This window comes from Pseudaeromonas pectinilytica, assembly GCF_054780855.1.
Genome location: NZ_BAAGVN010000361.1, coordinates 72,297 through 99,087, shown reverse-complemented (window position 1 = coordinate 99,087; position 26,791 = coordinate 72,297). Strand labels below are relative to the sequence as shown.

General features: G+C 54.1%; 24 protein-coding genes and 1 riboswitch. Of the genes, 11 read left to right on the top strand and 13 right to left on the bottom strand.

Going from position 1 to position 26,791, the window contains the following annotated elements:
- Positions 1-121: 121 nt before the first annotated feature.
- The 4 genes from ACYVG7_RS20635 to ACYVG7_RS20620 are packed head-to-tail and all read right to left on the bottom strand — an operon-like array spanning position 122 to position 3,229.
- The gene (locus ACYVG7_RS20635) at positions 122-1,303 is read right to left on the bottom strand and encodes a hypothetical protein (RefSeq protein ID WP_460884987.1); all 1,182 of its coding nucleotides are present in this window, start codon (positions 1,301-1,303) and stop codon (positions 122-124) included.
- A 15-nt stretch (positions 1,304-1,318) separates the two neighbouring features.
- Positions 1,319-1,693, bottom strand: coding sequence for a GtrA family protein (locus ACYVG7_RS20630; RefSeq protein ID WP_460884986.1), 375 nt, complete (start codon positions 1,691-1,693; stop codon positions 1,319-1,321).
- Complete coding sequence (locus tag ACYVG7_RS20625) at positions 1,690-2,676, bottom strand: glycosyltransferase family 2 protein (RefSeq protein WP_460884985.1); 987 nt, start codon at positions 2,674-2,676, stop codon at positions 1,690-1,692. The genes ACYVG7_RS20630 and ACYVG7_RS20625 overlap by 4 nt, the downstream gene beginning before the upstream one ends.
- A gap of 7 nt (positions 2,677-2,683) precedes the next feature.
- A complete protein-coding gene (locus ACYVG7_RS20620) occupies positions 2,684-3,229 on the bottom strand; it encodes a hypothetical protein (protein ID WP_460884984.1) in 546 nt (181 codons plus the stop codon).
- Positions 3,230-3,455: 226 nt separating this feature from the next.
- Here ACYVG7_RS20620 and ACYVG7_RS20615 point away from each other — a divergent pair, with 226 nt between their 5' ends.
- Complete coding sequence (locus tag ACYVG7_RS20615; protein ID WP_460884983.1) at positions 3,456-3,956, top strand: YfbU family protein; 501 nt, start codon at positions 3,456-3,458, stop codon at positions 3,954-3,956.
- Positions 3,957-4,025: 69 nt separating this feature from the next.
- On the opposite strand, the gene ACYVG7_RS20610 is transcribed toward ACYVG7_RS20615, so the two are convergent.
- Together ACYVG7_RS20610 and ACYVG7_RS20605 are read right to left on the bottom strand one after the other, a co-directional pair.
- Positions 4,026-4,451 (bottom strand): DUF6691 family protein, encoded by a 426-nt coding sequence (locus ACYVG7_RS20610; protein WP_460884982.1) that lies wholly within the window; start codon positions 4,449-4,451, stop codon positions 4,026-4,028.
- Between the two features lie 17 nt (positions 4,452-4,468).
- A complete protein-coding gene (locus ACYVG7_RS20605) occupies positions 4,469-4,891 on the bottom strand; it encodes a YeeE/YedE family protein (RefSeq protein WP_460884981.1) in 423 nt (140 codons plus the stop codon).
- Between the two features lie 135 nt (positions 4,892-5,026).
- Between ACYVG7_RS20605 and ACYVG7_RS20600 the strand changes: the two genes are divergently transcribed.
- From ACYVG7_RS20600 to ACYVG7_RS20570, 7 genes are all read left to right on the top strand, one after another.
- Complete coding sequence (locus ACYVG7_RS20600) at positions 5,027-5,212, top strand: YgaP family membrane protein (protein WP_460884980.1); 186 nt, start codon at positions 5,027-5,029, stop codon at positions 5,210-5,212.
- Positions 5,213-5,447: 235 nt separating this feature from the next.
- Positions 5,448-6,884: a circularly permuted type 2 ATP-grasp protein gene (locus tag ACYVG7_RS20595; RefSeq protein ID WP_460884979.1), complete on the top strand. Its 1,437-nt coding sequence runs from the start codon at positions 5,448-5,450 to the stop codon at positions 6,882-6,884.
- The gene (locus ACYVG7_RS20590; RefSeq protein WP_460884978.1) at positions 6,878-7,807 is read left to right on the top strand and encodes an alpha-E domain-containing protein; all 930 of its coding nucleotides are present in this window, start codon (positions 6,878-6,880) and stop codon (positions 7,805-7,807) included. Before ACYVG7_RS20595 ends, ACYVG7_RS20590 begins: the two co-directional genes overlap by 7 nt.
- Entirely contained in the window at positions 7,807-8,610 is an 804-nt protein-coding gene (locus ACYVG7_RS20585; protein WP_460884977.1) for a transglutaminase family protein, read from the top strand. Before ACYVG7_RS20590 ends, ACYVG7_RS20585 begins: the two co-directional genes overlap by 1 nt.
- A gap of 49 nt (positions 8,611-8,659) precedes the next feature.
- A complete protein-coding gene (locus ACYVG7_RS20580; protein WP_460884976.1) occupies positions 8,660-9,388 on the top strand; it encodes a peptidase in 729 nt (242 codons plus the stop codon).
- 119 nt (positions 9,389-9,507) lie between these two features.
- Positions 9,508-10,269, top strand: a complete 762-nt coding sequence (locus ACYVG7_RS20575) for a substrate-binding periplasmic protein (protein WP_460884975.1) — start codon at positions 9,508-9,510, stop codon at positions 10,267-10,269.
- A 139-nt stretch (positions 10,270-10,408) separates the two neighbouring features.
- Positions 10,409-11,056, top strand: coding sequence for a hypothetical protein (locus tag ACYVG7_RS20570; RefSeq protein WP_460884974.1), 648 nt, complete (start codon positions 10,409-10,411; stop codon positions 11,054-11,056).
- Between the two features lie 71 nt (positions 11,057-11,127).
- On the opposite strand, the gene ACYVG7_RS20565 is transcribed toward ACYVG7_RS20570, so the two are convergent.
- The gene (locus ACYVG7_RS20565; protein WP_460884973.1) at positions 11,128-12,834 is read right to left on the bottom strand and encodes an FAD-dependent oxidoreductase; all 1,707 of its coding nucleotides are present in this window, start codon (positions 12,832-12,834) and stop codon (positions 11,128-11,130) included.
- Between the two features lie 201 nt (positions 12,835-13,035).
- Here ACYVG7_RS20565 and ACYVG7_RS20560 point away from each other — a divergent pair, with 201 nt between their 5' ends.
- Positions 13,036-15,924 (top strand): putative bifunctional diguanylate cyclase/phosphodiesterase, encoded by a 2,889-nt coding sequence (locus ACYVG7_RS20560; RefSeq protein WP_460884972.1) that lies wholly within the window; start codon positions 13,036-13,038, stop codon positions 15,922-15,924.
- Between the two features lie 45 nt (positions 15,925-15,969).
- Here the strand turns inward: ACYVG7_RS20560 and tamB are convergent, their stop codons facing one another.
- Both tamB and tamA read right to left on the bottom strand, forming a co-directional pair.
- Entirely contained in the window at positions 15,970-19,722 is a 3,753-nt protein-coding gene (tamB, locus tag ACYVG7_RS20555) for an autotransporter assembly complex protein TamB (protein WP_460884971.1), read from the bottom strand.
- Complete coding sequence (gene tamA, locus ACYVG7_RS20550) at positions 19,719-21,473, bottom strand: autotransporter assembly complex protein TamA (RefSeq protein WP_460884970.1); 1,755 nt, start codon at positions 21,471-21,473, stop codon at positions 19,719-19,721. The genes tamB and tamA overlap by 4 nt, the downstream gene beginning before the upstream one ends.
- 169 nt (positions 21,474-21,642) lie before the next feature.
- On the opposite strand from tamA, the gene ACYVG7_RS20545 reads away from it, so the two are divergent.
- Both ACYVG7_RS20545 and ribB read left to right on the top strand, forming a co-directional pair.
- Positions 21,643-21,918: a peptidylprolyl isomerase gene (locus tag ACYVG7_RS20545; RefSeq protein ID WP_460884969.1), complete on the top strand. Its 276-nt coding sequence runs from the start codon at positions 21,643-21,645 to the stop codon at positions 21,916-21,918.
- Between the two features lie 77 nt (positions 21,919-21,995).
- Positions 21,996-22,155: riboswitch (FMN riboswitch) on the top strand.
- A gap of 93 nt (positions 22,156-22,248) precedes the next feature.
- Entirely contained in the window at positions 22,249-22,902 is a 654-nt protein-coding gene (gene ribB / locus ACYVG7_RS20540) for a 3,4-dihydroxy-2-butanone-4-phosphate synthase (protein ID WP_460884968.1), read from the top strand.
- 102 nt (positions 22,903-23,004) lie between these two features.
- Here the strand turns inward: ribB and htpX are convergent, their stop codons facing one another.
- The 4 genes from htpX to bioF all read right to left on the bottom strand — a co-directional run bounded on the left by htpX (position 23,005) and on the right by bioF (position 26,789).
- Complete coding sequence (gene htpX, locus ACYVG7_RS20535; RefSeq protein WP_460884967.1) at positions 23,005-23,886, bottom strand: protease HtpX; 882 nt, start codon at positions 23,884-23,886, stop codon at positions 23,005-23,007.
- Positions 23,887-24,158: 272 nt separating this feature from the next.
- Entirely contained in the window at positions 24,159-24,839 is a 681-nt protein-coding gene (gene bioD, locus ACYVG7_RS20530; protein WP_460884966.1) for a dethiobiotin synthase, read from the bottom strand.
- Positions 24,836-25,624: a malonyl-ACP O-methyltransferase BioC gene (bioC, locus tag ACYVG7_RS20525; RefSeq protein WP_460884965.1), complete on the bottom strand. Its 789-nt coding sequence runs from the start codon at positions 25,622-25,624 to the stop codon at positions 24,836-24,838. The genes bioD and bioC overlap by 4 nt, the downstream gene beginning before the upstream one ends.
- Positions 25,611-26,789, bottom strand: a complete 1,179-nt coding sequence (gene bioF, locus ACYVG7_RS20520; protein WP_460884964.1) for an 8-amino-7-oxononanoate synthase — start codon at positions 26,787-26,789, stop codon at positions 25,611-25,613. Before bioF ends, bioC begins: the two co-directional genes overlap by 14 nt.
- Positions 26,790-26,791 lie beyond the last annotated feature (2 nt).

Below are 26,791 nucleotides of genomic sequence, written 5' to 3'. Positions count from 1 at the left end.
TGTGTAAAAGCCAGGCCAAAGAAGTATGCAATCAGAAAACCTAATAAAAACAATGCCAGTCAGCGTTAACTGACTGGCATTAGAGCCGAGGCTCCCCTTGTCGTTCCTGATATTCACTAGGCTAAACCACAAAGAATTTGGCATTCACCCAGGCAATAGTGAAATAGGCCGAGAGCAGTGCGGAAAGCGCTAGGATCAGCGGCCGCATGATGGGTTTATTGCGAACAAACAACACCATCACCAACATGGTCGGATAAAGGCCAAACAAATAGCGCGGGAAGGCATTGGTACTGGTCACGATGGGAACCATAGTGCAAATCAGCATAAACACAGCTTCCGCGTAGCGACGCTGATACAGCAGATAACCATTCATCGCCCAGCCTAGGGCTATCACCACCGATAAGTAGTACTTCCGTCCCCCGGTTTCGAAACCATCCAGCCAATAGTGGAACGGATTATCAAACATCCGTCCCCAGGCTAGCTGGATATTTTTGAAGGCAAAGCCATCACCGACATGCAGATGCAGATAGAGCATGTAGCTGAACAGGGCAAACGGAATAACCCACAGTGTTAGCAACACGCGCCAGGTTCGATCGCCAAACCGCACCAACTCGCGCCAACCATAGGCTTGCAGCGCCAGAATGAGCACCGGAAACACCACCATGACCCCGAGATTTCGCGTCGCAGCCATCAAAGCACCCGCCACGCCGACCCAGAGCCAGCGATGTCGATAAGCAAACAAGAACACGGCTAGCGTAAATAGTAAAAAGCTGGACTCGGTATAGGGGGCAATGAAATAGATGGAGAATGGCGAAAAGGCCAACAACCAAACCCCGAAACGCGAGGTCTCCAGATCCTGCCCCAGTTGCCGCAAACAGAGAAAAAACAACGGCAGGGTAAAGAAGAATGCCAGGTTAGTCAGCAAGTAAAACGCATTGAGGGTACCAATACCCAGCAGCTCACCCACCCAATAGCCTGCCATCGGAAAACCAGGCAGGAAGGCCCAGTTGGCCGCATGGCCTGTAGTCAAACCATGGGGATAAGTGTCATAGCCAACATCCGCGATACTCTGGAACCAGCCGCAGTCAAATTGACAGAACATGCTGGGAATATCGGTCTCCAATGCTGTTGCTATATTCACTGCATCGCTGTAATCAGTCTCGACATTGTAGTGCATGGCACCAAAGTAGCCGATGGCGTACAGCACTACGCGACTGACCACGAAGGCAATCACAATCAATAGCCAATCCCGCCGCCCAATGGCCAAGCGTTCTGGGATGACCTGAACATTTTCCAAATGCATTTGGTGGCTTAGCTCCTAATCAGCAAACACCCAGACGCGCGAGAGCAAGTAGGTCAGTATGGTTACCGCCAACGTTGCAATCACGACCGGCAACAGACCCGACAGCCCGGCAAACAGCAAACCGCTGAGCAACAGATTTCTGACAGCCAACGAAAACAGGGCCACCAGCAAAAATTTGCCGATGGCACCATGCTTTTGGAAGGTGATGTAACGATGACCGAAGAAGGAAAACCAGAAGGCAACAAAAAATGCCGTGGTGGTCACCAGATGTTCGGAAATCGTCGGCCAAACACGAAACAATGCCACTGAGGTGCCCAAATCGACGAGGGTAGCTCCCCCGCCAACTAGGCCAAAGCGAAACAGTCGCCAAAACTCTTCACGGGAGATCATTCCGCTGTCGGCTCCGTTACCGGAGCTGTGCGCGAGTATTGGCCATAGACGCCTTCCACCACAAACACTGGACGTTGTTTGACTTCCAGGAACATGCGTCCCAAATACTCACCGAGCACACCGATAGATATCAGCTGCATGCCACCGAGGAACAGAATCACACTCATCAAGGAGGCATAACCCGGCATGTCGATCCCGAAGAAGATCACCTTGGTGATAATCACTAGAATATAGAGGAAGCTCAGCATGGCGACACCGGCACCGACATAGCTCCATACCCGCAGCGGCCAACTGGAGAAGCTGAAGAAGCCATCCAGCGCAAAGTTCCACAACTTCCAATAGTTGAACTTGGTTTCACCCGCAGCGCGGGCCGGGCGCTCATACGGAACACCAATCGAGTTGAACCCCGCCCAGGCGAACAATCCCTTCATGAAGCGGTTGCGCTCCGGCAGTTGCTTGATCACCTCGACCACGCGGCGATCCATCAGTCGGAAGTCACCCGCGTTTTCCGGGATCTTGGTGGTGGTGGAGACGGCGTTGAACAGGCGATAGAAACCACCTGCGGTCAGACGCTTCATCGGGGTGTCCGCATTGCGATCGGAGCGCACACCGTAGACGGTGTCATAGCCTTCTTCTTGCCACAGACGAACAAACTCGAGGATCAACGAAGGCGGATCTTGCAAATCAACATCCATCGGGATCACGGCATCGCCACGAGCATGGCTGAGACCTGCGGTCATAGCCGCTTCCTTGCCGAAGTTGCGCGCCAGATTGATCAGCGTCACGCGGGGGTCTTTTTCAATCACCGACTCAATCACCTGACGAGTCTTGTCACGGCTACCGTCATTGACAAATACAATCTCCAGTTGGTCCCGCAGCGTCGGCAGTTCCTGATCGATCGTGTCGATAAACGTCTGGATGCTCTCTTCCTCGTTATAGGCAGGCACCACCAATGACAACGTAAAGTTTTTCTTCTTGACCATGATGTTCTTATTCCTCATGAGAAAGCTGTAATGACTGGAACCGCAACGGGTGGGATCCGGTCATGGCAATATAATTGGCCTGGAGTGGATCGGCGATGAACAGACCGGCGGGCAGGTGCACCACCAGATGGTGAGGCCCTGTCTGTTGCAGAACCAACTCGCTACGCCATTGTTCACCCACACTGAAACTCAGCCGGGTGTTGGGCTTGAGATTCCGGACATCGGCTTCCAGGCGTAGCTTGCCGGGTTCCCGATGCAGCGTGAAATAGAGTCCGCCCTCACCCGAGAACTCAGAGCCGGTGCCATCGTCTTTGGGCAATGACCAGCCTTGACGACTGAGGATCCAGGCCCGGTCGTTGACCATATCAAATCGAGTCCCAGGAATGTAGGCCAGCGTCTGGTTGCGATTCCAGAAACGGGTCTTCATCTCCAGATAATAGAGACGATAGGCATAACTCACAGAAGGATGGGTCGCCAGATACAAAACGGCGAGGTAATAAGCAGACAATCCCAGGATTGCCAAAATAATGAGCGCTTTAAGTGTTCGCGACATAACAATCGAAAGCTCGATTTCAGGTGGGCCAATCGTAAAGCAGTTGTCGCAGAAACAACAGAGAATGGGCTCGAGTTCACATAAAAAAAAACTCTATTCGCGCTAGAAAGAGGTTCGTGAAATCAGGAATGACCCAGATCATGGTGGATTGCCACGAAAACCGTAATGCTGCATTTCAAATTCAACTAATTGACGTGCCTGTTGGCCCCTCAAAGGATAATCGCCGATGAATATGAACCATGCCCAGCGCCTGATCCTGAGTAATCAGTATGAAATTCTGAAAAAACTCAATCCGGAAAAAGCCGATTATTATCAACGCTGCCAAACCATCATTGAGCATGGTTACTGCCTGCAATTGCTGGAATTGGAAAAAGAGTTTGGTCATCTGGACGAGGCAACCTGCCGGGAGGTCATCGACACGCTGGAGATGCACCACGCGCTGCAGGTCTCCTATGCCAATTTACCAGCCACCGAAGTCCAAGAGCTGGCGACCAGCCGGCTCGACTATATTGGCTATTCCAGAAGCCATGAGAAGGAGCTGGCAGATTACGTCTGCTTCCTGCTGGATGTTGAGGGACGCTTCCCGGAACTGGGTAAATGCTGCTCTTCGCTCACCTCGGAAATTGGCATGCGCGACAAGTACCAACGCATGCTGGCAGCCTGGCGCGATTGCCCACGCCATTACAAACTCTCCATTCAGGAGATCCGCAAGGTTCTGAATGCCTGATAGAGGGTATCAACTCCATAGGAAAGGCGCCGCAGAGGCGCCTTTATTTCATAGCCAATCCACGCGGGGTCATGCCCGGCGCGTACCGCGCGACGTGAACCAACAGGCCAGTTTGATACCGAACAACATGGCGGCGACAAACAACAGGATTTGCCATTGGCCGGTAACGAGTGCCGTGATGGCCGGGCCCGGGCAGATCCCGACCAACCCCCAACCGACACCGAATAGCGCACTGCCTATCAGCAGTCGGCTATCGAGATTTTTCGTCCTAGAGATGTGGAAATCGGATCCATCCACCGCCTTGGCTCTCGGTTTAACCAACCAAAAATAGCCGGGCATAAAGACCAACAATGCGCCGCCCATCACCAAAGCCAGACTGGGATCCCAGTTGCCACCCACATCGAGAAAATTCTGCACCTTGCTCGGTAGCACCATACCCGAGAGCGTCAACCCCAAACCAAACACCATACCGCTCAACCCTGAAATCCAGCGCATAACAGCATATCCTCCGGTTAAGCCCATACATGGCGTATAACATACACAGTCAGCATTCCCGCCAACATGAAACTCAGGGTTGCCACGACGGAACGCAAAGACAGGCGGCCGATGCCGCAAATCCCATGACCGCTCGTACAGCCATTGCCCAGCTTGGCACCAAACCCGACTAAAAATCCGCCGCTCAGCAGCAGAGGCACCGATACAACCGACAGATCCGGAGTTGGCAGCGCCAGCAACCAAACACCACAGGCGCCCCCCGCCAGCAGTCCCAGCACAAACTGCAGCCGCCACATGCGGTCGCCTTTTGCCCCATCCATCAAACCCGCCAATATGCCACTGATGCCCGCAATGCGCCCTTGCAGCCAGAGTAGCAACAAGGCCGCCAGGCCAATCAGGATACCGCCCAACAGGGCACTTACCGGAGTAAAGTGAATCATCCAACATCCTTCATATTGAAAATTAGCCAACTATGACGCCATTAATTAGCAATTGCTTAATTAAAGACTATTCTAAACAGAGGCCTTAGTTTAGTGAAGCCTAATTTATCAATCCTCTCAGGAGCCTTACAGATCATGACCATCGATAATGGCGTACGCATCATAGCTGGCAGCATGGTCCTGCTTTCAGTAGCCCTTACCTACTGGATACACCCAGCGTTTATCTGGCTGACGGTATTCATAGGCCTGAATCTCATCCAGAGCGCCCTGACTGGTTTTTGCCCCGCAACCTGGTTGTTGCGCAGGCTCGGCTGCCACTAACCCAGGACCAAGTTTGAAGAGGCGCCATATTCTGGCGCCCCATTTTTCCCCTGGTGACACTTTCCGTTCCGCTCCTCAATTCCGCCCGCCGCCAGTTGCACCAACTGAGTGCAAAACCCATCGACCTGCACAGCTTTGGCTCTATTTCCGCTGATTTGCCTGGCAAAACCGGCTTGAATGCTGGCATGCCGATTGCGACAGAGAATGAACAAGGAAGGCGTATTCGAGGTGTCAGATGCTCAGGATCCACAACCCAAGCCCCGATCTCTATGACGAGATGTTGCTCGCCGATGGCAGCAGCCGGGCCCACTATTCGCCATTCTGGCAGTGGCTGAAACAAACTGATGAGAAACATATCCAGCACAAGCGCGAAGAGGCCGACCTGCTCTTCCACCGCGTCGGGATCACCTTCAACGTGTATGGCGAACAGGATGGTGCCGAACGTTTGATTCCTTTTGATAACGTGCCACGCATCATTCCCGCCAGCGAGTGGCAAATGCTGGATCGCGGCATCCGGCAACGGGTGACAGCCCTAAATGCGTTTTTGCATGATATCTACCATGAGCAACATATTCTCAAGGCCAAGGTGATACCCGCCGAACAGGTGCTGGCCAATGATCAGTATCAGCCCTGCATGCAAGGCGTCACCCTGCATCGCCGGATCTATGCCCACATTACCGGCGTGGATCTGATCCGGAATAACAATGGCGATTACTATGTGCTGGAGGACAACCTGCGCACCCCTTCCGGCGTTTCTTACATGCTGGAAAATCGCAAGATGATGATGCGTCTGTACCCGGAGCTGTTCTCCCTGCAACGGATAGCGCCAGTAGAGCGTTACCCTTCTTTATTGCTGCAAACCTTGCGCGAGAGTACCCCGGTCGATAACCCTTGCGTGGTGGTGCTTACCCCGGGCCGCTTCAACAGTGCCTATTTCGAACACAGTTTTCTGGCACAACAGATGGGTGTCGAGTTGGTGGAAAATGCCGACCTCTTCGTCAAGAACGGCCGGGTGTTCATGCGCACCACCGCAGGTCCCCGGCAGATCGATGTCATCTATCGTCGCATCGATGATGCCTATCTGGATCCACTGGCCTTCCGTCCCGACTCCATGCTCGGGGTGCCTGGTTTGCTGTCGGTGTATCGGGATGGAGGTGTGGTGCTGGCCAACGCGGTCGGAACCGGGGTTGCCGATGACAAGTCCATTTACCCCTATGTACCGGACATGATCCGCTTCTATCTCAGCGAAGAGCCAATCCTCAACAATGTGCCCACCTGGCAGTGCCGACGCCCCAGCGAGATGTCCCATGTGTTGGCCAACTTGCCGGAGCTGGTGGTCAAGGAGGTTCATGGCGCCGGCGGTTATGGCATGCTGATTGGTCCGTGCGCCACCCAGCAACAACTGGCTGATTTTGCCGAGCGCATCAAGGCCAGACCGGATAATTACATCGCCCAACCCACCCTCTCCCTATCAACTTGTCCCACCTTCGTGGAGTCAGGTGTGGCACCGCGTCACATCGACTTGCGTCCTTTCGTATTGACCGGTCGTGAAATTCGACTCGTTCCCGGCGGATTAACCCGGGTGGCGCTGACCGAGGGGTCTCTGGTCGTCAACTCCTCGCAAGGCGGTGGTACCAAAGATACCTGGGTTCTGGAGGATTCTTTATGCTGAGTCGCACTGCCAGTGAACTGTATTGGATGTCCCGCTATCTGGAGCGCGCGGAGAATACCGCCCGCATGCTGGATGTCACGAATTCAATGTCTCTGATGCCGCAAATCGATGCCGATAATAGTGAACTGATTGCGCCCTTGACCATCACAGGTACTCATGAGCCCTATCTGGCGCGCTATGAGCAGATCAACATGCCCAATCTGCTGGAGTTCTTTCTGCTGGATGAAGCGAACCCCAGCAGCATCTACAACTGCATTCGCGGCGCACGAGACAACGCCCATGCGGTACGGGGTCGCATTAGCGGCGAAGTGTGGGAGAGCCTCAATACTACCTGGCTGGAGATTAAAGCCCTGCGCAAACGCGGCATCGCCGGACTGGATGCCGTCGCATTTTTTGATTGGGTGAAAGAACGCTCCCATCAGGTACGCGGCGCCACCTTCGGCACCATATTGCGTAGCGACACCCTGCGCTTCATCCGTTTGGGGACCTTTATCGAACGCGCCGACAACACAGCGCGGATCCTGGATGTGAAATATCAGGTGATGAAAGAGGATGAAGATCCGGTCCGCGAATTTTATCGCTGGAACGCACTGTTACGCTCGGTCGGTGCCTATGAGGCCTATCAGGAGCTGTACAAGCAGAGCCCGACCCGGGATCAAGTCGCTGAATTGCTCATCCTCCGTAGTGAGGTTCCTCGCTCCCTGCGCGCCAGCGTCGAGGAAGTGGAACAACTGCTCGCTAAAATCGAAGGGGATACCGGGCGCGAACCCCGCTTATTGACCGCGGTCCAGCACGCCAAATTACGCTTTGGCACCATTGGCGATCTCTTTGCTGAAGGACTGCACGATTATCTGAACCAATTTCTGCATGACATCAATGCGATTGCCGAAAGCATTCACCGGGCCTACCTGGAGGCATCCTAATGAAATTGACCATTGAGCATCACACCCATTACACCTATCAAGGTGAAGTGCGCCGCAGTACCCAGTACCTGCGCCTGACCCCTCAGCATTCCAACCGGCAACGCATTCTGTCTTGGGAGCTGGATCTGCCGGAATCGGCCACCTGCACCACCGACAGTTATGGCAATGTGCTGCATGTACTGACGCTGGACCAGCCTCATGAAGCCATTCATATCCATGCCCGTGGTGTCGTCGAGATCCTGGATGCGGAGGAAGAGCCGGATGCAACCCACTCGCCATTGATCTTCTTGCGCCACAGCCCCTTGACCCAACCCGATGCCGCCATCCGTCAGTTGGCCGAACGCTATCACACGCCCGATGATCTGCAATCCGGCCTGGAAGCCCTGATGCAAGCGTTGCTGGAGCGGATGCCCTACAGTCCGGGCAGCACCCGCGTCGACTCGGCCGCCACAGATGCTTTCGCCGCCGGCGAAGGGGTCTGTCAGGACCATACCCATGTCTTTCTGGCCTGCTGCCGCTCGTTAGGTTTGCCAGCTCGTTATGTCAGCGGCTATCTTTACACTCCAGACTCCAGCCATGTCGCCACCCATGCATGGGCCGAAGTCTGGTATCTGGACCACTGGCATACCTTTGATGTCACCAATCAGTGTACGACCCCGACCCAACATCTGAAGCTGGCCGTCGGTATCGATTATCTGGATGCCTGTCCGGTGCGGGGTGTCCGTTACGGCGGTGGAAACGAGGCCATGCTGGCTCATGCCGCCGTCAATCTGATCAGTCAGCAATCCGAACGACAGCAGTAAGATAGAATAATCCGCAGCACTGATGTGCCTGCCTGATAGAGAGAGAGCCATGACCTATTGCGTCGCGATGCGCCTGGCCGATGGCCTGGTGTTTGCCTCTGACTCCCGCACCAATGCGGGGGTCGACCACATAGCCACCTTCCGGAAATTGAATGTGTTTCACCAGCCGGGCGAGCGCTTGCTGGTGTTACAGAGCGCGGGCAATTTAGCCACAACCCAGAGCGTGCTGAGCCTGCTGCGACAACGCTGTCAGGAGGAGAAGTTGAACCTGATGAACGTCGGTTCGCTGTACGATGCGGCGACGCTGGTGGGAAATACGGTTCGGGAAGTTATCTCCAGAGATGGTGGACAACAGCAGAGCAGCGTCAATTTTGGTTGTAACCTGCTGCTAGGCGGGCAGATCCGCGGCAGTGATCCCCGGCTATTCCATATTTATCCGGAAGGCAACTTTATCGAAGCCACGGAAGATACCCCCTATTTTCAAATCGGTGAAAGCAAGTACGGCAAACCGATTATTGACCGGGTGCTGAATTATCAGACCTCGTTGGAGCAAGCCATGCAGTGTGCCCTGATCTCCCTCGATTCCACCCTGCGCAGTAATCTATCCGTAGGCTTGCCACTGGATGTTCTGATCTATCCGCAAGGTAGTTTTTGCGCCGAACAACAATATCGAATCACCGATCAACACCCCCATTTTCAGGCCTTGCGACAGGCATGGTCTGAGGGCTTGTTACATTTATTTCGAGAGCTCCCCCCGCTCGCTCTGGGAACAAAATAGAAGTGATGAAAACCGACTACGGGGCATTCCGGCTGAGATTGCGCAGCACGTCATGGATAAAACGTTATTTTCTGCTTTAATCGGCAGAGGTTCAGACTCGAAAATCAGGATCCCTCGGAATGAAATTGCTATGCCCGCTCCTATTTTTTCTGGCATCGCTGACCAGCCCTCTCACCATAGCCAATCCACTATGCCCGAACCCGTTACGAGTCGGCTGGGATGACTGGCCGCCCTACCATTTCCAGAGTAGCGATGGAGCTATGCATGGCTTTGCGGTCGAGATATTGCAGGCGGTGATGCGTGATATGGGGTGTGAAGTCGTCTTTCGTCCACGCCCCTGGCGTCGCCAGCTGCAAGAAATCCAGATCGGGGAAGCCGATATCGCCATGGAGGCTTACTACAACGAAGAGCGTGCCGAATTTGCTTATTTTTCAGATGCCTACAGCCCGAGTCAAGTCATGCTCTGGATACGCCCCAAGCAATCGCTTCCTGGGACCAATATCGGCACGCTGCTCGATAAGGGCTTTGTACTGGGTATTACCAAAGACTTCTTTTACGGCCCTGAATTTGAGCCCTACCGCCAGCACCAGAATGTCCAAACCGTGTTATCGGAACATATGAATTACGCTAAATTGCAGAAGGGCCGGATCAACGGTTTTCTCGGCGATTGGCTGGCAACCACATGGGGTTTAAAGCAACAACATCTGGATCTCAAAGTACAACCGGCCCCTATCACCATCTATTCGGCACCGACGTTTTTCATGTTCAGTAAACAGAGTATTAAGCCGGCGTTTGTCGCCGCGTTTAACCAAGCGTTACGGCAAATGAAAAAACGGGGGGATTACCAACAGTTGCTGGATAGCTACACCCGCACCGATTAGCCATTTGGATCAGCAGATGTGAAGAAGCTAAAACATCTGCCATCTCGCAGCATAATTTCCCTTGGTGCTCGACTCGCGTCATATAAGCTCAACGACATGGCTGCGCATACGGCTCTGACTGACCTAGGATTGAGAAACGATGAAACCTGAATCTCACGACACCCTTCATTCTGATACACCTGATTCCGATAACGTACAGGCTGCAATCGCCGTCCATCACCTGATCTCCGACCCCAGCATGCCTCCGGAACAAATCATTGAACGCTTGGGAGATATCACCCTGCAAATCCAGCTCGGTGTGCAACAACTGTGGGAAACCATACCGGTGCCGGAACAGATTGATGAGTGGTTAACCCTGACTCAGATCGAAGAGCTGACCTTCTGGCGCCCGCATCCAAAGCACGCCGGAATGCAGCTTGCCGACGCCATTCGCTTGGCTCGATACTTTCTGCAGCACGGTGGTTTTTTCAACAATATGCAGGGGGAAGGCAACTGGTTGTTTGACGGCGATCGCCGCCCTGTCAGCCTGGGGACTGAACTGACCCGGGATCTGTTTTTTGCCTTGCGTCCAATTCTATCTCTCCACCAGGTCGATTTTGATAGCAGCCAACTTGCCGGTTTCCGGACCGATGATGAATCCTATCCCGGTCATCTTTTTCTTGCTGGCGAGTTGTCGGTCTGGGGACTTAAAGGTCAACCACCACGATTCATCCAGACCACCCGTCTCAATGCCATGGAGCTGGATGATCCATTTGCGAATCTGCTGGACGCCGATGATCCGGTATAGCCTTTCCCTGTCGCGCATGCATAAGGCCTCCCAAGGGAGGCCTTTGCTTAGCGCCAATGACGATATCGTGGTTAGTATTCAGCAGTTGCCATCTGGAACGTCTTGAACCCACCGGAAAGGTTCCGCGCGGTAAAACCGGCTAGCGTCAACATCCGGTAAGCGACATGCCCGCGCAAACCAACCTGACAGGTGATCAAAATTTCCTTTTCTTTGGGTAGCTCATGCAAACGGCCCCGTAATTCATCGACCGGGATATTGATAGCACCCGGGATCTGGCCATTGGCTTTCAACTCAGCGGGGTTACGGACATCCAGCACCAATTGATCGGAGCGAAGGTCGAGCACATCTTCGCTATGACAGATCCGTTCATCTCCTTTGATGACGTTTGCCGCCACCATACCCGCCTGATTGATCACATCGCGAGCCGAGCCGAAGGGCGGTGCATAGGTCAACTCCAGATCTTCGAGTTCCATCACACTCAAACCAGCGCGCATGGCCACGGCCAAGACATCAATACGCTTATCCACCCCATCCTTACCGACCGCTTGTGCACCCAAAATGCGACCATTGTGCGGATCGAACAATAATTTGAAGCTGACGGGCTGAGCGCCAGGGTAGTAACTGGCGTGACTGGCTGGATGCACATAAATCTTCTGGTACGCCATGCCCGAGCGAATCAGGCTCTTCTCGTTCAGCCCCGTGCTGGCAACGGCCAAATCGAACACTTTACAGATTGCAGTCCCTTGGGTCCGTTTATACAGAACCTTGCGGCCAAGCATATTATCCGCTGCCAATCGCCCCTGACGATTGGCTGGACCAGCCAGCGGCATCAAACCCGGCTTACCGGTGACAAAGTCAGTGGTCTCAACCGCGTCGCCAACCGCATAAATTGCCGCGTCCGAGGTACGCATGCCCTCATCCACCTTGATGCCACCTCGAGGCCCCAACTCAAGCCCGGCTTGCACCGCCAACAAGGTTTCCGGTTTGACCCCGATCGCCAAAATAAGCAGACCCGTTGTCAAGGTAGATCCATTACTCAAGGAGAGCTGCAACGTATCGACCGCAGGAGTAATCTGGTAATCACCTGTCGCATCAGGCTCAGGAATAGAGACTGGGCACGGTGCCACACTGTTCAGCCCTGTGTTGAGCCGCAGGTCGAAACCATGTTGCACCAGTGTCTGATGAACCAGATTGGCCATCTCCTTATCCACGGGTGCCATCACCTGATCGGCTAATTCCAGCAGGGTGACACGGATGCCGCGCTGATGCAGCGCCTCGACCATCTCCAAACCGATAAATCCTCCCCCCACCACGGTGGCATGGGTCGGCGCGTGCTGCTCCAGAGCGGCGACAATCCGATCCATATCGGGAATATTACGTAGCGCAAAGACTCCAGGGCTATCCAATCCCGGCAGTGGCGGTCGGATCGGCGCCGCGCCAGGGCTCAATAGCAGGCGATCATAGCTTTCGATGTAGAGACGTCCGCTGATCATCTCCTTCACGGTGACTGTCTTGGCCTGCCGATCGATGGCGATGACCTCATGTTGGGTACGAACATCGACATTAAAGCGTCGCTTGAAGCTCATCGGAGTCTGCAACAACAACGCATCTCGTTGCTGAATATCGCCACCGATGTGATAGGGCAAACCGCAGTTGGCAAAAGAAACATACTCGCCACGCTCCAACACTATGATTTCGGCGCTCTCTGAGAGACGGCGAGCACGAGCGGCAGCGGAGGCGCCGCCGGCAACACCACCGACGATGACGATTTTGGTCATATGCTATTCCTTTCATCACGAATGCCGTTACTTTAGGCATTTCTAATTTAGAGTGCAATCATAACATTGCCAGACCGCCTGGATCGGGTATGCTGAAGAGAAGTCGGCCTATTATAGTTCATTGATTTTATGCAACTTCCGGCACCCAGTGTGGCTTCATCTCACCAGACAGCAAGCGGATCCAGCTTACTGCGACTGGACATGCTTACCCGTCAGCTCACCGCCATTGGCTCCTCCGTGGTCCCCGATGCCGTGTGTCCCTTCCCCGGGCAACCCTGGCCTGAGCAATTACCTGCCGACGAGGCCAGCGAAATCAATCAGCTCCTCGACAAGCAGCAGGCTGGCTGTGTGCAGCTAGCACGATACGATACGCTCTGGTTATTGCAATTCATACCCGATCGGCATCCGGAATGGATCCTGGTTGCCCAGCCTTTGTTGGCAACAACGGGGAGTAGTCCGCTACAAGCGCTCGAGTTTCTGGAGCTGGACAAGCAGGCGACGAGCAGCTCGGGAGTAGAACGTAATCGACGGATCTTACACACTCTGTATGCCGCCACCGGCTGTGAACGACTCATTCTGTGGAGTCTGGATAGCCAACTCATGACGCCGCTGTTCATGCTGGGCAACGGCAAAATCCCCTCGCCGCAAACCGTAGATAACCGTTACCTGAAAGCCTTGCGCTCACGAGGCTGTCTCGGTTTTTCGGATCTGTCTCATCAGCCTATGCTCAAGAGCCAGCAGTATCTGGCCGAGGATGACATCCATGCCCGGCTGGACGTACAGTTGCAACAATCGGGGGTTCTTTCTGGACTCATTACGCTGGAATACCGCTCATTTCAACAAAGCTTTCCGGCGCTAACCTTTCAGCTGGCCGAAAAGGCTGCCAGCCTATTGCTGGAGCTCCCTCCATCACCAAACCTGGATCATCTGCAGTGGCTACAGGATTTCAATATTCGCATCGCCAGCCATAGCGGTACCGCCTATTTTGCCCATCTGGCGCAACTGCTCGCGGAGCAGTGTCAAGCCAGTCAAGTCCTCATCTGGCGACAACTACAACGGGAAGGACAAGCTCATCTGGCCAGCGTGGTGCGTTATGATCGCGGTAGCTGGTTACCGGAGCAGGAGCTCTCGCTACAACCTGATGCTTGGCAACTCTTGCTCGATCCGAAGCCGCAGCGTTTGCAGGGCGACTCGCTCGAGGTAGTGCGTCCGTTGCTGGCTGAATATGGCAACTTTGAAGCCTGCTTAAGCTATCCACTACTCGATGAGGATCAGCAGCTTGTCGGTCTGATGTGCTTACTGTTCCGCAATCAGCCTGCCAATAGCGCGCCGCTTGAAACGATTCTCGCCTTGACCGCTCATCGCACCACCGGCGAGCTACTGCGGCGGCGATTTGAAGAGGAGTTGCAATTAGCTCGCGCTGCATTTGAAACACCAATGGCGGTTCTGGTCATTGATGCCTTAGGCTTTATCGAGCGAGCCAATCCTGCCTTTATCGCCATGACGCAATTCGCGCCGGAGGCCATCATTGGTCATCACATGAAGCTGCTACGTCCCAGCTTCTACGATGACGAATTCTATAATTCCTTGCAGCAGACCTTGAAACGACAAAATTATTGGCAAGGCGAGGAAAATATCCTCAAGGCCAACGGCTTCTATTTTCCCGTACGACTGACGATCACCACCATTCGTCGCCATGATGAGATCACCCATTATCTATGCACCATCGACGATATCTCCGAACGTCGCCATAACGAGCAGCAGATCGAGCAACTCGCCTATTACGATGATCTCACCAACATCTACAATCGACGCGCCATGCTGGAACAACTAGAGATGGCACTGCAAGAGGCTCAGGAGCTGGGTCTCTTTGGCGCGCTGTTGTTACTGGATATCGATCACTTCAAAAATATTAATGACTCACTTGGCCATGCCTTGGGCGATCAACTGCTGAAAGCCATCGTGGTGCGTCTCCAAAACAATCTTGGCCAGCAGTTGTTGCTGGCTCGAGCCTCGGCCGATCAATTTGCGCTACTGGCCAAAGATTTGGGATCCAGCCTGATCTCGGCCCGTATCCAGTGTGAATACTTGGTTCAGGAACTCAGCAGCCTGTTCAGCCAACCCTTCGACATCAATGGCATTACCTTACATGTCACCTGTACTCTGGGGATCAGTGTGTTCCCCGACGAGGTCTCTTTTGCCGAGGTCATGCAGCAAGCCGACACCGCAGTACACATTGCCAAACGCCAGAGTGGTGGGGGGCATGCATTCTTCACCAGCGATATGGGCAGAGCCGTGCGGCGTCGGTTGGAGTTGAATAACCAACTCCGCGATGCGCTGCGGCTACATGCATTTCAACTGTACTATCAGCCACAATTCTCGGTCGTCTCGGGTGCTTTGGTAGGTGCCGAAGCCCTCTTGCGCTGGGAGCATCAAGGGACCTTTATCTCCCCCGCCGAATTTATTCCGGTGGCTGAAGAGACCAGTCTGATCAATGAAATAGGCCTCTGGGTATTGCGTCAAGCCTGCACCCAGTTTGTCTATTGGCAAAGCATAGGCATGCCGTTGCCGGCGATCTCCGTCAACGTCAGCGCCCGGCAATTTCATCACCGGGATTTCCTACCGCAACTGGAATTGATCATGCAGGAGAGTGGGATCCCCGCCCCCTGCCTGTTATTGGAACTAACAGAGTCCGTAGTCTTGGAGAACCTGAACGAGACAGTTCACAAGATGCAGGCCATTCGTCAATTAGGGATCCGCTTGTCGATCGATGATTTTGGCACTGGCTATTCGTCACTGGCCTATCTCAAGGAGTTACCGGTCAATGAGGTCAAGCTGGATCGCAGCTTTATCATGCGGTTGGCGGAGGACCACAAGGATCGAGTACTGGTGGCGACCGTACTGGCGTTGGCCGAAGTCATGGATTTTTCAGTCATCGCCGAAGGCGTCGAGACCGAGGAGCAGTTGCAGGTATTGCGCGATCTGGGCTGCGATCATTTTCAGGGGTTCTTACGCTCCCGACCATTACCGGTCCGCGAGTTGGAACAGCAATTTGGTCCGCCCCCCGCCTCACCACACAACCACGAATAGACAGTGTGGCGGTAAAACCGTGAGCCCTGAGCACAGGGCTCACCCTCAGAACTCAAACTTGTAGAACAGATCCAGAGCTTGGTTCAGACCGCTTAAGGCTTGCACATAGAGTCTGGGCATTAATTCATAGCGTAACTTGACCTCACCGATCGAGGTGAAGACGCCCACGCCATATTGCAATTGCAAACCCGGCATCAAATAACCACTGATGCTGACCTGGGTATCATCTCCGCTACCGGTCGAATCCAGGCTGACATCGCTGAACCCAAAATTCTCGACAATTCCCGATACCAGACCATTGGCTTGACTCAATCCCGCCCCCAGCAAGATCCCAGTCATAGCCTCATCGTTCGAGGTGGTACCGCTACTGCTCGAGCTTTTGCCGCGTAACAGGTAGGAGAGTTTTTCGCTTTGCGAGAGTTGAGGCTCGGAATAGATTTCGATCTTCGGCTGACTAGCTGGTCCTGAAACCTTGACCCCGACCGTAATATTCTTGTCTTCCATCGTTTCCGGATCCCGCTCGGCCTTCACCAGCAGATACGGCGCCGTTGGATTACCACTAAACAGTAATTTACCTTCCTGGATCAGCAGATTTTGTCCAAAGGATTTGAAACGTCCATCATTCAGAGCAATCTCGCCATCCACTCGTAGTGGTGTCTCAGGATCCTGAACGACCCGGACTCCGCCCACTAATTTGGTTTTGAGCCCTAAGGCATCCAGTTGCACATCTCCGCCCAGCCCTAAACTGACATCCAACCAGATCGGCAATGGTGCTTTGGGTGGCGGCGCCGTTTTGCGCCGGGGATCCACCACCTCGACATCCTCCGACACGCTGACCGCACTATCGGGTAAGGACTTCACCTTGATACGAGCCCATGGGATCTGCACCTGCCCCTCCAGACGGATGGTGTCGCCCAAGGCTAACGTCAAATTAGAGCTCACCCGGGCTCGTCCGTAGCCCGCCAGACCAATCTCCAGAGTATCGGCCCGCACCCGCAGTTGCCCAGACAGAGGTTCCTGCGACCAGTCCACATCCCCGTTCAAAGCCAGTGTTCCCTTGCCGACCTTCATATCACCCGCGAGGGTTGCCCGGGAACCATCAATCAGCAGCTCAGTATGCAACGCCTTGATAACCGCCAGTTCTGTCGAGGTTTCCACCTCGCCTTCACTGAGCGCCACGCGTCCATAGAACAGTGGTTTACTCAAGGTTCCAGCCATACGGCCTTTGGCATCGATGCGGCCACGGGTTCGCTTTAGTTCGTCAAAGAGTGGCGCTATGCCATACAGACGCAGGTGACTGATCGACAGCTCCCCCCCCAGGCCGCGTTCGCCCATGGGATCTGTAAGCAACAAATTAATATCGGCCTTGCCCAATTGCTGGGAAGAAAAGTGGAGCTCCAGCTTGCCCTGTTGCGCATCCAGTTGGGTTGAGATGGCCAACTGATCATAGGCCGAGGCGAATTCGTCGGCGATCAGCTTGCCGGGCTCGCTCACCAGTTGCAGGTTGGCATGGGGGATCCCCTGCTTCCAACCCACATTTCCTTGCAGGCCAAGCACCCCCACCCAATCCATGCGCTCGGGCAGGAAAGGTTGTAATGTTTGGGTCGCAAAATCGGTCAGTGCCACATTCAGCTCACCCTGTTGCGGCGAGAGTTCGGTAGCATCGACGCAGAACGAAGATTTCTCCGAGCGCCAACATTGACTCCCGAGCACAACACTGGGTGATGATGGAGCAATCGCCAGCGTCAAGGGTGAGACCAAGTGCCAAGGGCCGATGGGTGTCTCCAGTTGTCCCGAGCCCAGTTCACCTTGCCACTGATGTCCAGTCCAACGACCTTGCAGCGCCAACGTGCTGGCGATCGGCTTGCCCTGGAACTGCAACGCGATTTGATGCGATTTTTCCGTTCCCGTAATGGACAGTTCCAGATCCTGCAAACGCTGGCTACCGCTACGCAGTCGACCCAATGTGAGCTTGGCATCCCCCTGCCATAAGGTGCCCAGCGACATAGAGACATCCAAGGCGAGTTGTCGCAACCGGGTTCCGGCTAGGCTTACTTCATCCGCTTGCAGCGATGCCTGGATAACGGGAGTCTGGGCATTACCGGAGAGTGAGAGTTGCCCGCTCATTGCCCCACCGAGCTCGGGATACAAAACCTCGAGTTTCGGGGCTTGCAATGTGCCATGCAATCGCCAACGCGACGCTAACTCGCCATCCAGCAGGAGTTGGTTACCACCACTGTTTAAGGCTATCCGCTCAAAACGCCATGCCATTCGGTCATCACCACTGAGCTTGCCGGAGAGCGTCAGCGGATAACCATTGAGTTGGCCCGAGGCTTGAATAGCCGGTAGTTTCAGCTGCCAATGATCATCGTTCTGTGCAAATTCCGAGGTTACCGAGCCATTGATGCGTCCCGACAGCTCAGGAAGCCACTCCTGCAAATTGCTGCTTTTCGCTTCGAGCTTGCCCAACCAGTGAATTCCCCGAACCCAACTCAGTTTACCGGTTGCCCCGAGATGACTGTGGCCCGTGGTGATGTTAAGCGGCGCCAGCGCAATGCCATCTAGCGACCCCGTCAACGTCACATCAAGCTTGGAAATCGGCAACTCCTGCACCTTGACTTGACTCCGCAACGAAGCCCGATAGTCCGAGAGCCGTCCCGAAGCACGCAGAGTCCCTTTAGTCAGCGCATATTCCGCAGCCTTGAGTGGCCACTGCAATGTTTGCCATTGTGCCTCCGTCTCGAATGGCAGATCTGGAGCTAGCGTATTCAGCCGGGCCTTCATGGTCAGACCTTCCGTCCCCTCGACCACCAGTTTGGTCTGCAGATCCGTCAAGGGGCCAACTGCGCTCAAGCGGGCTTGCCGCCCCACGAGTTGCTTGTCCAACCATGGCACCTTGGAGAGGCCTTGGAGCTCAAACTGCATCGGATAATAGTCCTGGAACGTCATCTGCCCCTTCAAGCGGAGTTCACCCCATGGATGCCACACTTGCAGTTGCGCCACTCGCAGTTCAACGCCCTCAAATCCGGCGCGGGCTTGCACATCGAATAGCCCGGTATCAAATCCTGTTTGATGATAACGAGCGCGCTGAACATTGAACTGCTCGACTTCCAGTGTGAACGGCAGGAACACCTTGGGCAATAATTCGATCTGCTGCTGAACGACGCGAGCATCAAAGGGTTTCGTCAATGGCGGCGCGGTTGTCTCCTTCTTGGTCGCGCTGGATTTTGGCGATGGAAGCAAAGCGACATCGACATCCGCGCCGTCAGCGTGTTCCAGCTGTAATCGCGAACCATGCCAATTGGCAGCCGCTTGCAAACGGCCAACCGCCACCCGGACATCGGGTGTCGTCAGGACAAAGTCGCGAACCAGTAATCGCTTGAGCTGAATACCGAATGGTAACTGGATTAGCTGATCCATCGGCTCTGTCTGCAGTAGCTCCTCGGATTCAGGGTCCGGGAGGGGATCGGCTAGCGGATGGATCTGGATACGCCCCTGATCGAGTTGAACCTCGTCAATCAACAAGCGGCCACTGAGCAAAGCGCCCAATTGCCATTTCAGGCGCAGCTCATCCGCCTGCACATCCAGTAGCGAAGAGCGGTAGTCGAGATGGCGAAACGTCCACCCCTGCCCTAGATGGCCACTGGCCAGCTCACCCTGCAGCGTCGGTTGCGAGCTCTGCAATTGTTGCCATAACAGCTGATTGCCTGCGGCAGTAAAGAGCAGTAATCCCACCAGTACCAACAGCAAGAGCAACAGGCTGCTCAAGGCCACAAATGTCAGCCGCAACCAACTCATAGCTCGGCTCCCAAACCAAAATGCAGACGCCAGGGAATATGGGTTTCCGACACCCCGAATGCCAGATCGAAGCGGATAGGCCCGAATGGCGAAATCCAACGCATCCCCAGACCAGTCCCGACACGCAATGGATCCTGATAATCATTGGTTGCGGTTCCGGCATCTATAAAACTGGCCAGGCGCCACTTCTCAGCCACGGGATGCGCATATTCCAGCGATCCGGTCGTGACATATCGCGCGCCCGTCAACTGACCGCTCGCATCGACCGGCGAGATGGTTTCAAAACCAAAGCCCCGCACTGATTGGTCCCCCCCGGCGAAAAAACGCAAGCTTGGGGGCATCTCATCCAGATTGGAACCTATGATCCCCCCTTGTTCCAGGCGTGTAGTAAAACGCGCGCCCTCCCAGGGTGTCCGCAACCATTTAGTTCGAGCCCACAAGCGGGTAAAACCCAGATCCGAGCCCCAGGCTGGCTGTGAAAACTCAGTAGTGAGCAAGATCCGGTCACCGAATTCCGGATCGATAGCCTTATCGACACGCAAACGGTTGAGGCTGACTCCAGGTATCAACAGCAAACTGTTACCCTCGCTCAGCCCTTGACGAAATGACTCATATTCCAGGCGGGTGAAATAATCACGCTCCCAATTGCCCAGCTTTTTGGTCCAGTAATGGATACCGGCTGAAGTTTTACTGGATCGAGTGTCATTTAAATCCGTGTGCTCATAACCGGTTTGCAGATTGTAGTAATCGTTGATCGGGTCTTTGCCCGGGATCCGGTAGTTGAATTTCAGGTCTTGCTTGGGTTGCGACATCTTAAACTGCGCCGCCAAGCTGTGCCCATGGCTGTTTAGCCAGGGCTTTTCCCAATTTAACTGAACGCGAGGACCTTCGTCCGTAGAATAGCCGACCCCCGTCTCGACTAGGTTATCACTCTTGGGCTCGAGGCCAATGTAGATGGGGACTTGATGATCCCGGGTTTCGTTGAGCAGGGGCCGGACATCCACCTGGCGAAAATAGCGCGTTTCCGATAGTGACTGGCTCAAGGTCGCCAGATCTTGTGCCTGATAAGGGTCTCCGGCTTTGAAGGTCAGCAGCGGGTGGATGAGCCGCAGCGATTCAGTAACCCCAACAATGCGCGCTTCACCAAAATGATAGCGATGACCACTGGAAAACTCGATGACCACATCGGCAACCAGCTCATCGGGATAGACCTTGACCCGGGAGGTCACCAATTCCGCGTCAAAATAGCCGCGATTAGCCGCGCGCGTGGCTAACGCTGACTTAATATCCTCATACTTGCCATGATTCAGCACATCGCCTTGCTTAAGCGGTAATTGCTTGAGGAGTCGGTCAAATGCCTCATCATTGAGTGCATCACCCAGCAGTTGCACCCTAAGCGTCCGGATCGTCACCGGCTTACCTTTGGTCACTTGCACATGCAACAGTGCCGGATTTTGTTCATCTACCTGCAGTTGGATCCGGGATTGATAATACCCTAGCGCCTGCAAGCCCTGTTCGACAGCGGAGCGGATCTGTTTGCCCCGATATTCTATTCGACCGGGTTGGATGCTCGGCAACGCGGCCAAATGAGTCTCTACATTCTCCTTCAGATCACCACTGATGCCATCAATCCGGTAACTGATATTTTTTGCCTGCACCGGCATGCCCCAGAGGGCCAGCAGCAAGCAACCGCCAAGAAGCAAACGATGGGGTAACATCACTACCGGAAGAAAAGCTGAGCGTTTTTTCACGTAATATTTTGCTCGCTGTTAAAAGAATTTATCATGGCGACGCTAGAGTCCAGCCTTTGCCTAACGGATAGTAACACAGAGACTTTCGGCTAACAGCCCAGCCTGGGTCCGCTTGCAGCCATCGAGCAGATGATTGAAAATCGCCCTTTTATAGCCAACGGATCGTGGAATGAAAGCAGCAGCCTTGCATATTCTGGTGAAAAACCGTCATGAATGTGAAGCCCTAAAAGTAAAACTTGCCAAGGGGGCCCATTTTGGTGAGCTCGCTCGCCGTCATTCGCTTTGCCCTTCAGGCAAAAAAGGCGGTGACTTGGGCGAATTCCGGAAGGGACAGATGGCCAAGCCTTTCGATGATGCTGTTTTCAAAGGTGAAGTACTCACGGTATTAGGCCCGATAAAAACTCAGTTTGGTTTTCATCTCATCAAAGTTCTTTACCGCAGTTGACCCCATTAGCCGGCCAAAACAATCGGCTAAACCGACTGCCGCTGGCATTTTGAGTGGTGCCGAGTTAGCCTTGCCTTGCTTATTCTCAGGGCGGGGTGAAACTCCCCACCGGCGGTAATCCATGTTACGACATGGTCAGCCCGCGAGCGCTTTTGTCGATGTTTATTCGGCAAGAGGTCAGCAGATCCGGTGTAACTCCGGAGCCGACGGTTATAGTCCGGATGAAAGAGGATACGACAGCCATTCTTAACGGCAGCCCAACGGGCTTGCCGCTTGCTGCCTTTCCGTGCCCTGATTCAGGTAATCATTTGACATATCAGGATACTTACCATGGATCAGTCTTTACTCTCGCAATTTGGTTCCCCTTTACAACGCATTGACGCCGCCCTCAGCGCTCTCCGTTCTGGGCAGGGGGTTTTAGTCGTCGACGATGAGGATCGTGAAAATGAAGGCGACCTCATCTTTGCCGCAGAAACCATGACCGTCGAACAGATGGCCTTGATGATCCGCGCCTGCTCGGGGATTGTCTGTTTGTGCCTCACCGAGGAACGGGTCCGGCAATTGCAGCTGCCGATGATGGTGGAAACCAATTCCAGTCACTTTCAAACTGCGTTTACCATCACCATTGAGGCCGCCGTCGGAGTTACCACCGGTGTTTCGGCTCATGACCGTCTGACCACCATAACCGCAGCCATTGCCGACAGTGCCGTACCGGCAGATTTGCATCGCCCCGGCCATGTATTTCCTCTGCGCGCCCGACAAGGCGGCGTGCTGGAACGCCGGGGACATACCGAAGCCACAGTCGATCTCATGCGACTAGCCGGTTTCAAACCCTATGGTGTGCTATGTGAGCTGACCAATGATGACGGCAGCATGTCGCGCTTGCCCGACGTCATTCGCTTTGCCAGCAAGCACCAGATGCCGGTGATCAGTATTGAGGATCTGGTGGCATATCGACTTCAGCTGCAGCAACAGGCTAGTTAGTAGCCAAAGTGAAACCCGGCTGGTTATCGACGTTAAGCGTAAATCAGCTATAAAAACAAAGGGCTATCCTAGGATAGCCCTTGTTGTATACCGAGTTGGCAATTACAGCGACTGCTGGCGCAAGGCTTCGATCCGTTGCTCCAAAGGCGGATGGCTCATAAACCACTCGTTCATCGAACGTTTACCGTTGATACCAAAGGCCATCATGGTGCCTTCCAACTGGGGCTCATGACCCTGACGCAGGCGCTCCAGAGCGGCAATCATCTTGTGACGTCCAGCCAACCGGGCTGAGCCGGCATCGGCGCGAAACTCGCGCTGACGGGAGAACCACATAACGATGACGGAAGCCAAGATACCAAAGACCATCTCCAGCACAAAGACGATCATCATGTAGGCAAAGCCACCCAGCGCTGAACCTTGCTCTTCATCATTAGAGCGAAAAAAGTTACTGATGATGCCAGCGACAACCCGGGCAAAGAAGATGACAAAGGTATTCACCACCCCCTGGATCAGGGTCAGGGTCACCATGTCACCATTGGCGATGTGACTGACTTCATGGGCCAAGACCGCCTCAGCCTCGTCACGACTCATGCTGTAAAGCAGACCCGAGCTCACTGCGACCAGTGAGTTATTTTTGCTGGCACCGGTAGCAAAAGCATTCATCTCGGGTGAGTCATAGATACCCACTTCCGGCATGCCAATGCCGGCTTGCTGCGCCTGCCGAGTCACAGTAGCCAGGAGCCAATGCTCCATCTCACTGCGGGGTTGCTCGATAATTTGCACTCCATAACTGCGCTTGGCCACCCACTTGGAGATCAGCAGCGAGATGATGGAACCACCAAAGCCAAACACCGCCGCCATCAACAAGAGGCCACCCATCCCCTGGCGATTCAAACCGAGCCAGCTGGAAAGCACGCTCAGAACGATAGACAGAACCAGTACAACAGCCAGATTCGTTGCCAAAAACAACAACACGCGTTTCATGAAGACTCCTTAACAGATCAGGGACACAAAGACCTTGATTCAGGTATGTCATTGGTAACATAGATATCACAGAAAAGGCAGCAGTCTATACCGGCCTATTCGTCAGGAATAACCTGACACACACGAAAGCTCCGCTTCCAACACAACCACCACTCAAACCAGATGCTGACTCAAACTGATCATAGGGGCGAGGAATAGAATTTCAATGAACAAAGGTGAAACAAAAACACCATGCACATAGGCATGGTGTTTTGAACGCATCTGATGACAGCCTACAACAACGGCGATAGATCCAGATACTGCCCTAGATCTGATTCAAACGGACGAGCCAGGTAGGGGATTTCACCTAAAAATGGCGCTGGTAATAAACTTTTTAGGGTTTCCAGATTCGCTTTGTAATGACTCATTCCAGGGTGAATACGATTCACGCACCAGCCGGCGATGTTAAGCCGATCGTGCTGGATAGCTTCATAGGTCAACATGGCATGATTCAGGCAGCCGAGTTTGGCGCCAACAACCAGAATCACTGGTAAGTTCTCATGACGCACCCAATCCGAGAGAAAATGCCCATGCCCGACCGGTAAGCGCCAACCACCCGCACCTTCAACAAATATCATGTCTGCATCGGTTTCCCTCAAGCGTTTGAGTCCATCACTCAATACATAAAGCTCGATGGGGACGCCACTTTCTTCCGAAGCGATATGGGGAGCAATATGAGGTTCAAAGCAGTAGCCCACCAACTCCTCATAGGCTAACCGTAGCGAGGTATTCTTCTGCAACATCACCACATCCTGGTTACAGAGTCCCTCCTCCATCAGATCGCAACCTGAGGCCACTGGCTTATAGGCTGCTGTCAGCAATCCAAGCTTGTTGGCAGCACGCAATAAAGCAACGGTTGAGACCGTCTTTCCGACCTCGGTATCCGTACCAGTGATGAAAAAAGTTTTTGTCATCGCGTCAAAACTCCGTAGCAAACTTCATAGCTAACTGGTAACAAGCCGGTATTATCTCGTTCATTTTCATAAGCTTTTTCTAACGTCAACCATCGTTGACGCCCAGATAACCCGGGCGCCCGCTGTCCTGTAACCTGATTCGCGCCAATTCCTTTGAGACCCATAAGTAGCTCACGCAACGTCGAATAATGCAAGACATGACGACGGCAGAACCATTGCTCAAGACGAAATCCTTGCTGAAGACACAGAGATTGTAATCGTTCTTCGTCGATAAACCGGTTCACATGATCCAAATCATCAACCTGTTGCCAAGCGCGACACAACTCCGGCAGGCTACCTGCGCTAAGCGTAGCAAACGCTACCCTGCCCCCTGGTCGCAATACCCGGTATATTTCGCCCAGTGCCAGCGGCAAAGAAGCACACCACTGCAAGGCTAGGCTGGAGAAGACCAAATCAAATGCGCTATCCGACAAGGGTAGCTGCTCCGCATCACCACAGATAAAACTGGCGCTGGATACTTTCTGCGTGGCCGCCATCAACATCCCCAACGACAGATCGAGGGCAATGACCTGCTCACTTAAGGGTTGCAGCTTTTGCAAAAAAAAGCCGGTGCCACATCCCAAATCGAGAGCAACCTCATAATTTTGTTGTGATATTAAATGGAGCAGATACTCGCCGATCTGCTGCTGGACAACCGCATGCTGGTCATAATGACTAGCGGCTTTGCCAAATCGGGCAGCCAAATCAAGTTTATCGACCGGCAATGACCAGTCATTCATTCCCATGAGCTCCATCGCAAGCAACCCCGTCGTCACATTGAGCCAACGCCCCCAGCAGGACATCAATATCATCCACCGAATGCCCAGCGGTCAGGGTCAACCGCAGTCGGGCCATCCCGGGCGGAACCGTCGGCGGACGGATCGCCGTGACCCAGCAGCCCAACTCCCGCAATCGGGTCGCCAGTGACAAGGCTCTAGCACTATCTCCCACCAATAGCGGCTGTATCGCCGTCACCGATGGCATGAGTGTCAAACCCAATGCGGCGGCACCGGCGCGAAAATGGGCGATCAGTCGCTGCAAATGAGCGCGTTCGTCATCCGCCTTGATGACCCACTGCAAGGCTGCATGTGTGGCTAGCGCCTGAGAGGCTGGCATATGAGTGCTATAGACGTAATCCCGGGCAAAGTTCAGCAGATAATCGATCAACCGGCGGGAGCCCGCCACAAAGGCTCCGGCGGTACCAAATGCCTTACCAAACGTCCCCACTAAAACAGCGACCCGGGAATGAGCAAGACCCTGTACATCCAGCGTGCCTCGGCCACCCCGGCCATGAGTTCCCAGGCCATGGGCATCATCCAGCATCAACCAGTTACCACTGGCTTCCGCCAACTGGAGCAGTTCCTCGCAAGGAGCCTGATCACCATCCATGCTGAAGACCCCTTCACTGATGATAAGCCCAGCCTTCGGTCGTAATTGGCTCGCCAGATGGACCATATCGTTATGCCGGAAGCGGTTCATGCGGGAAGGGATCAGACTGCCAGCTTCCTGCAAGGAGGCATGGTTGAGGCGATCCTGCCACTGTTGATGCGACGGTTTGAGTAACGCCTTCAACACGGCCTGGTTAGCCGCAAATCCTGACGAAAACAATAAAACAGCCTCGACGTTTAGCCAATCGGCCAGGGCATCTTCCAACTGCTGATGCGCTCCGGTATACCCGGTCACCAACGGCGAGGCACCGGATCCAGCCCCCCAGATTGCCAGTCCCTGCTGCCATGCTGCGACGATAGCGGGCTGGCTGGCAGCCCCCAAATAATCGTTGGAAGAGAAATTCAGGTACCGACGCCCGTTAATCAGCAGCGAAGCACCCTGTCCGGATTGCAAGATCTGGCGTTGACGCAACAGCCCTTGCTCGTGCCTGGCCTGAAGCTCTGACTCCAGTTGAAATGGCATCG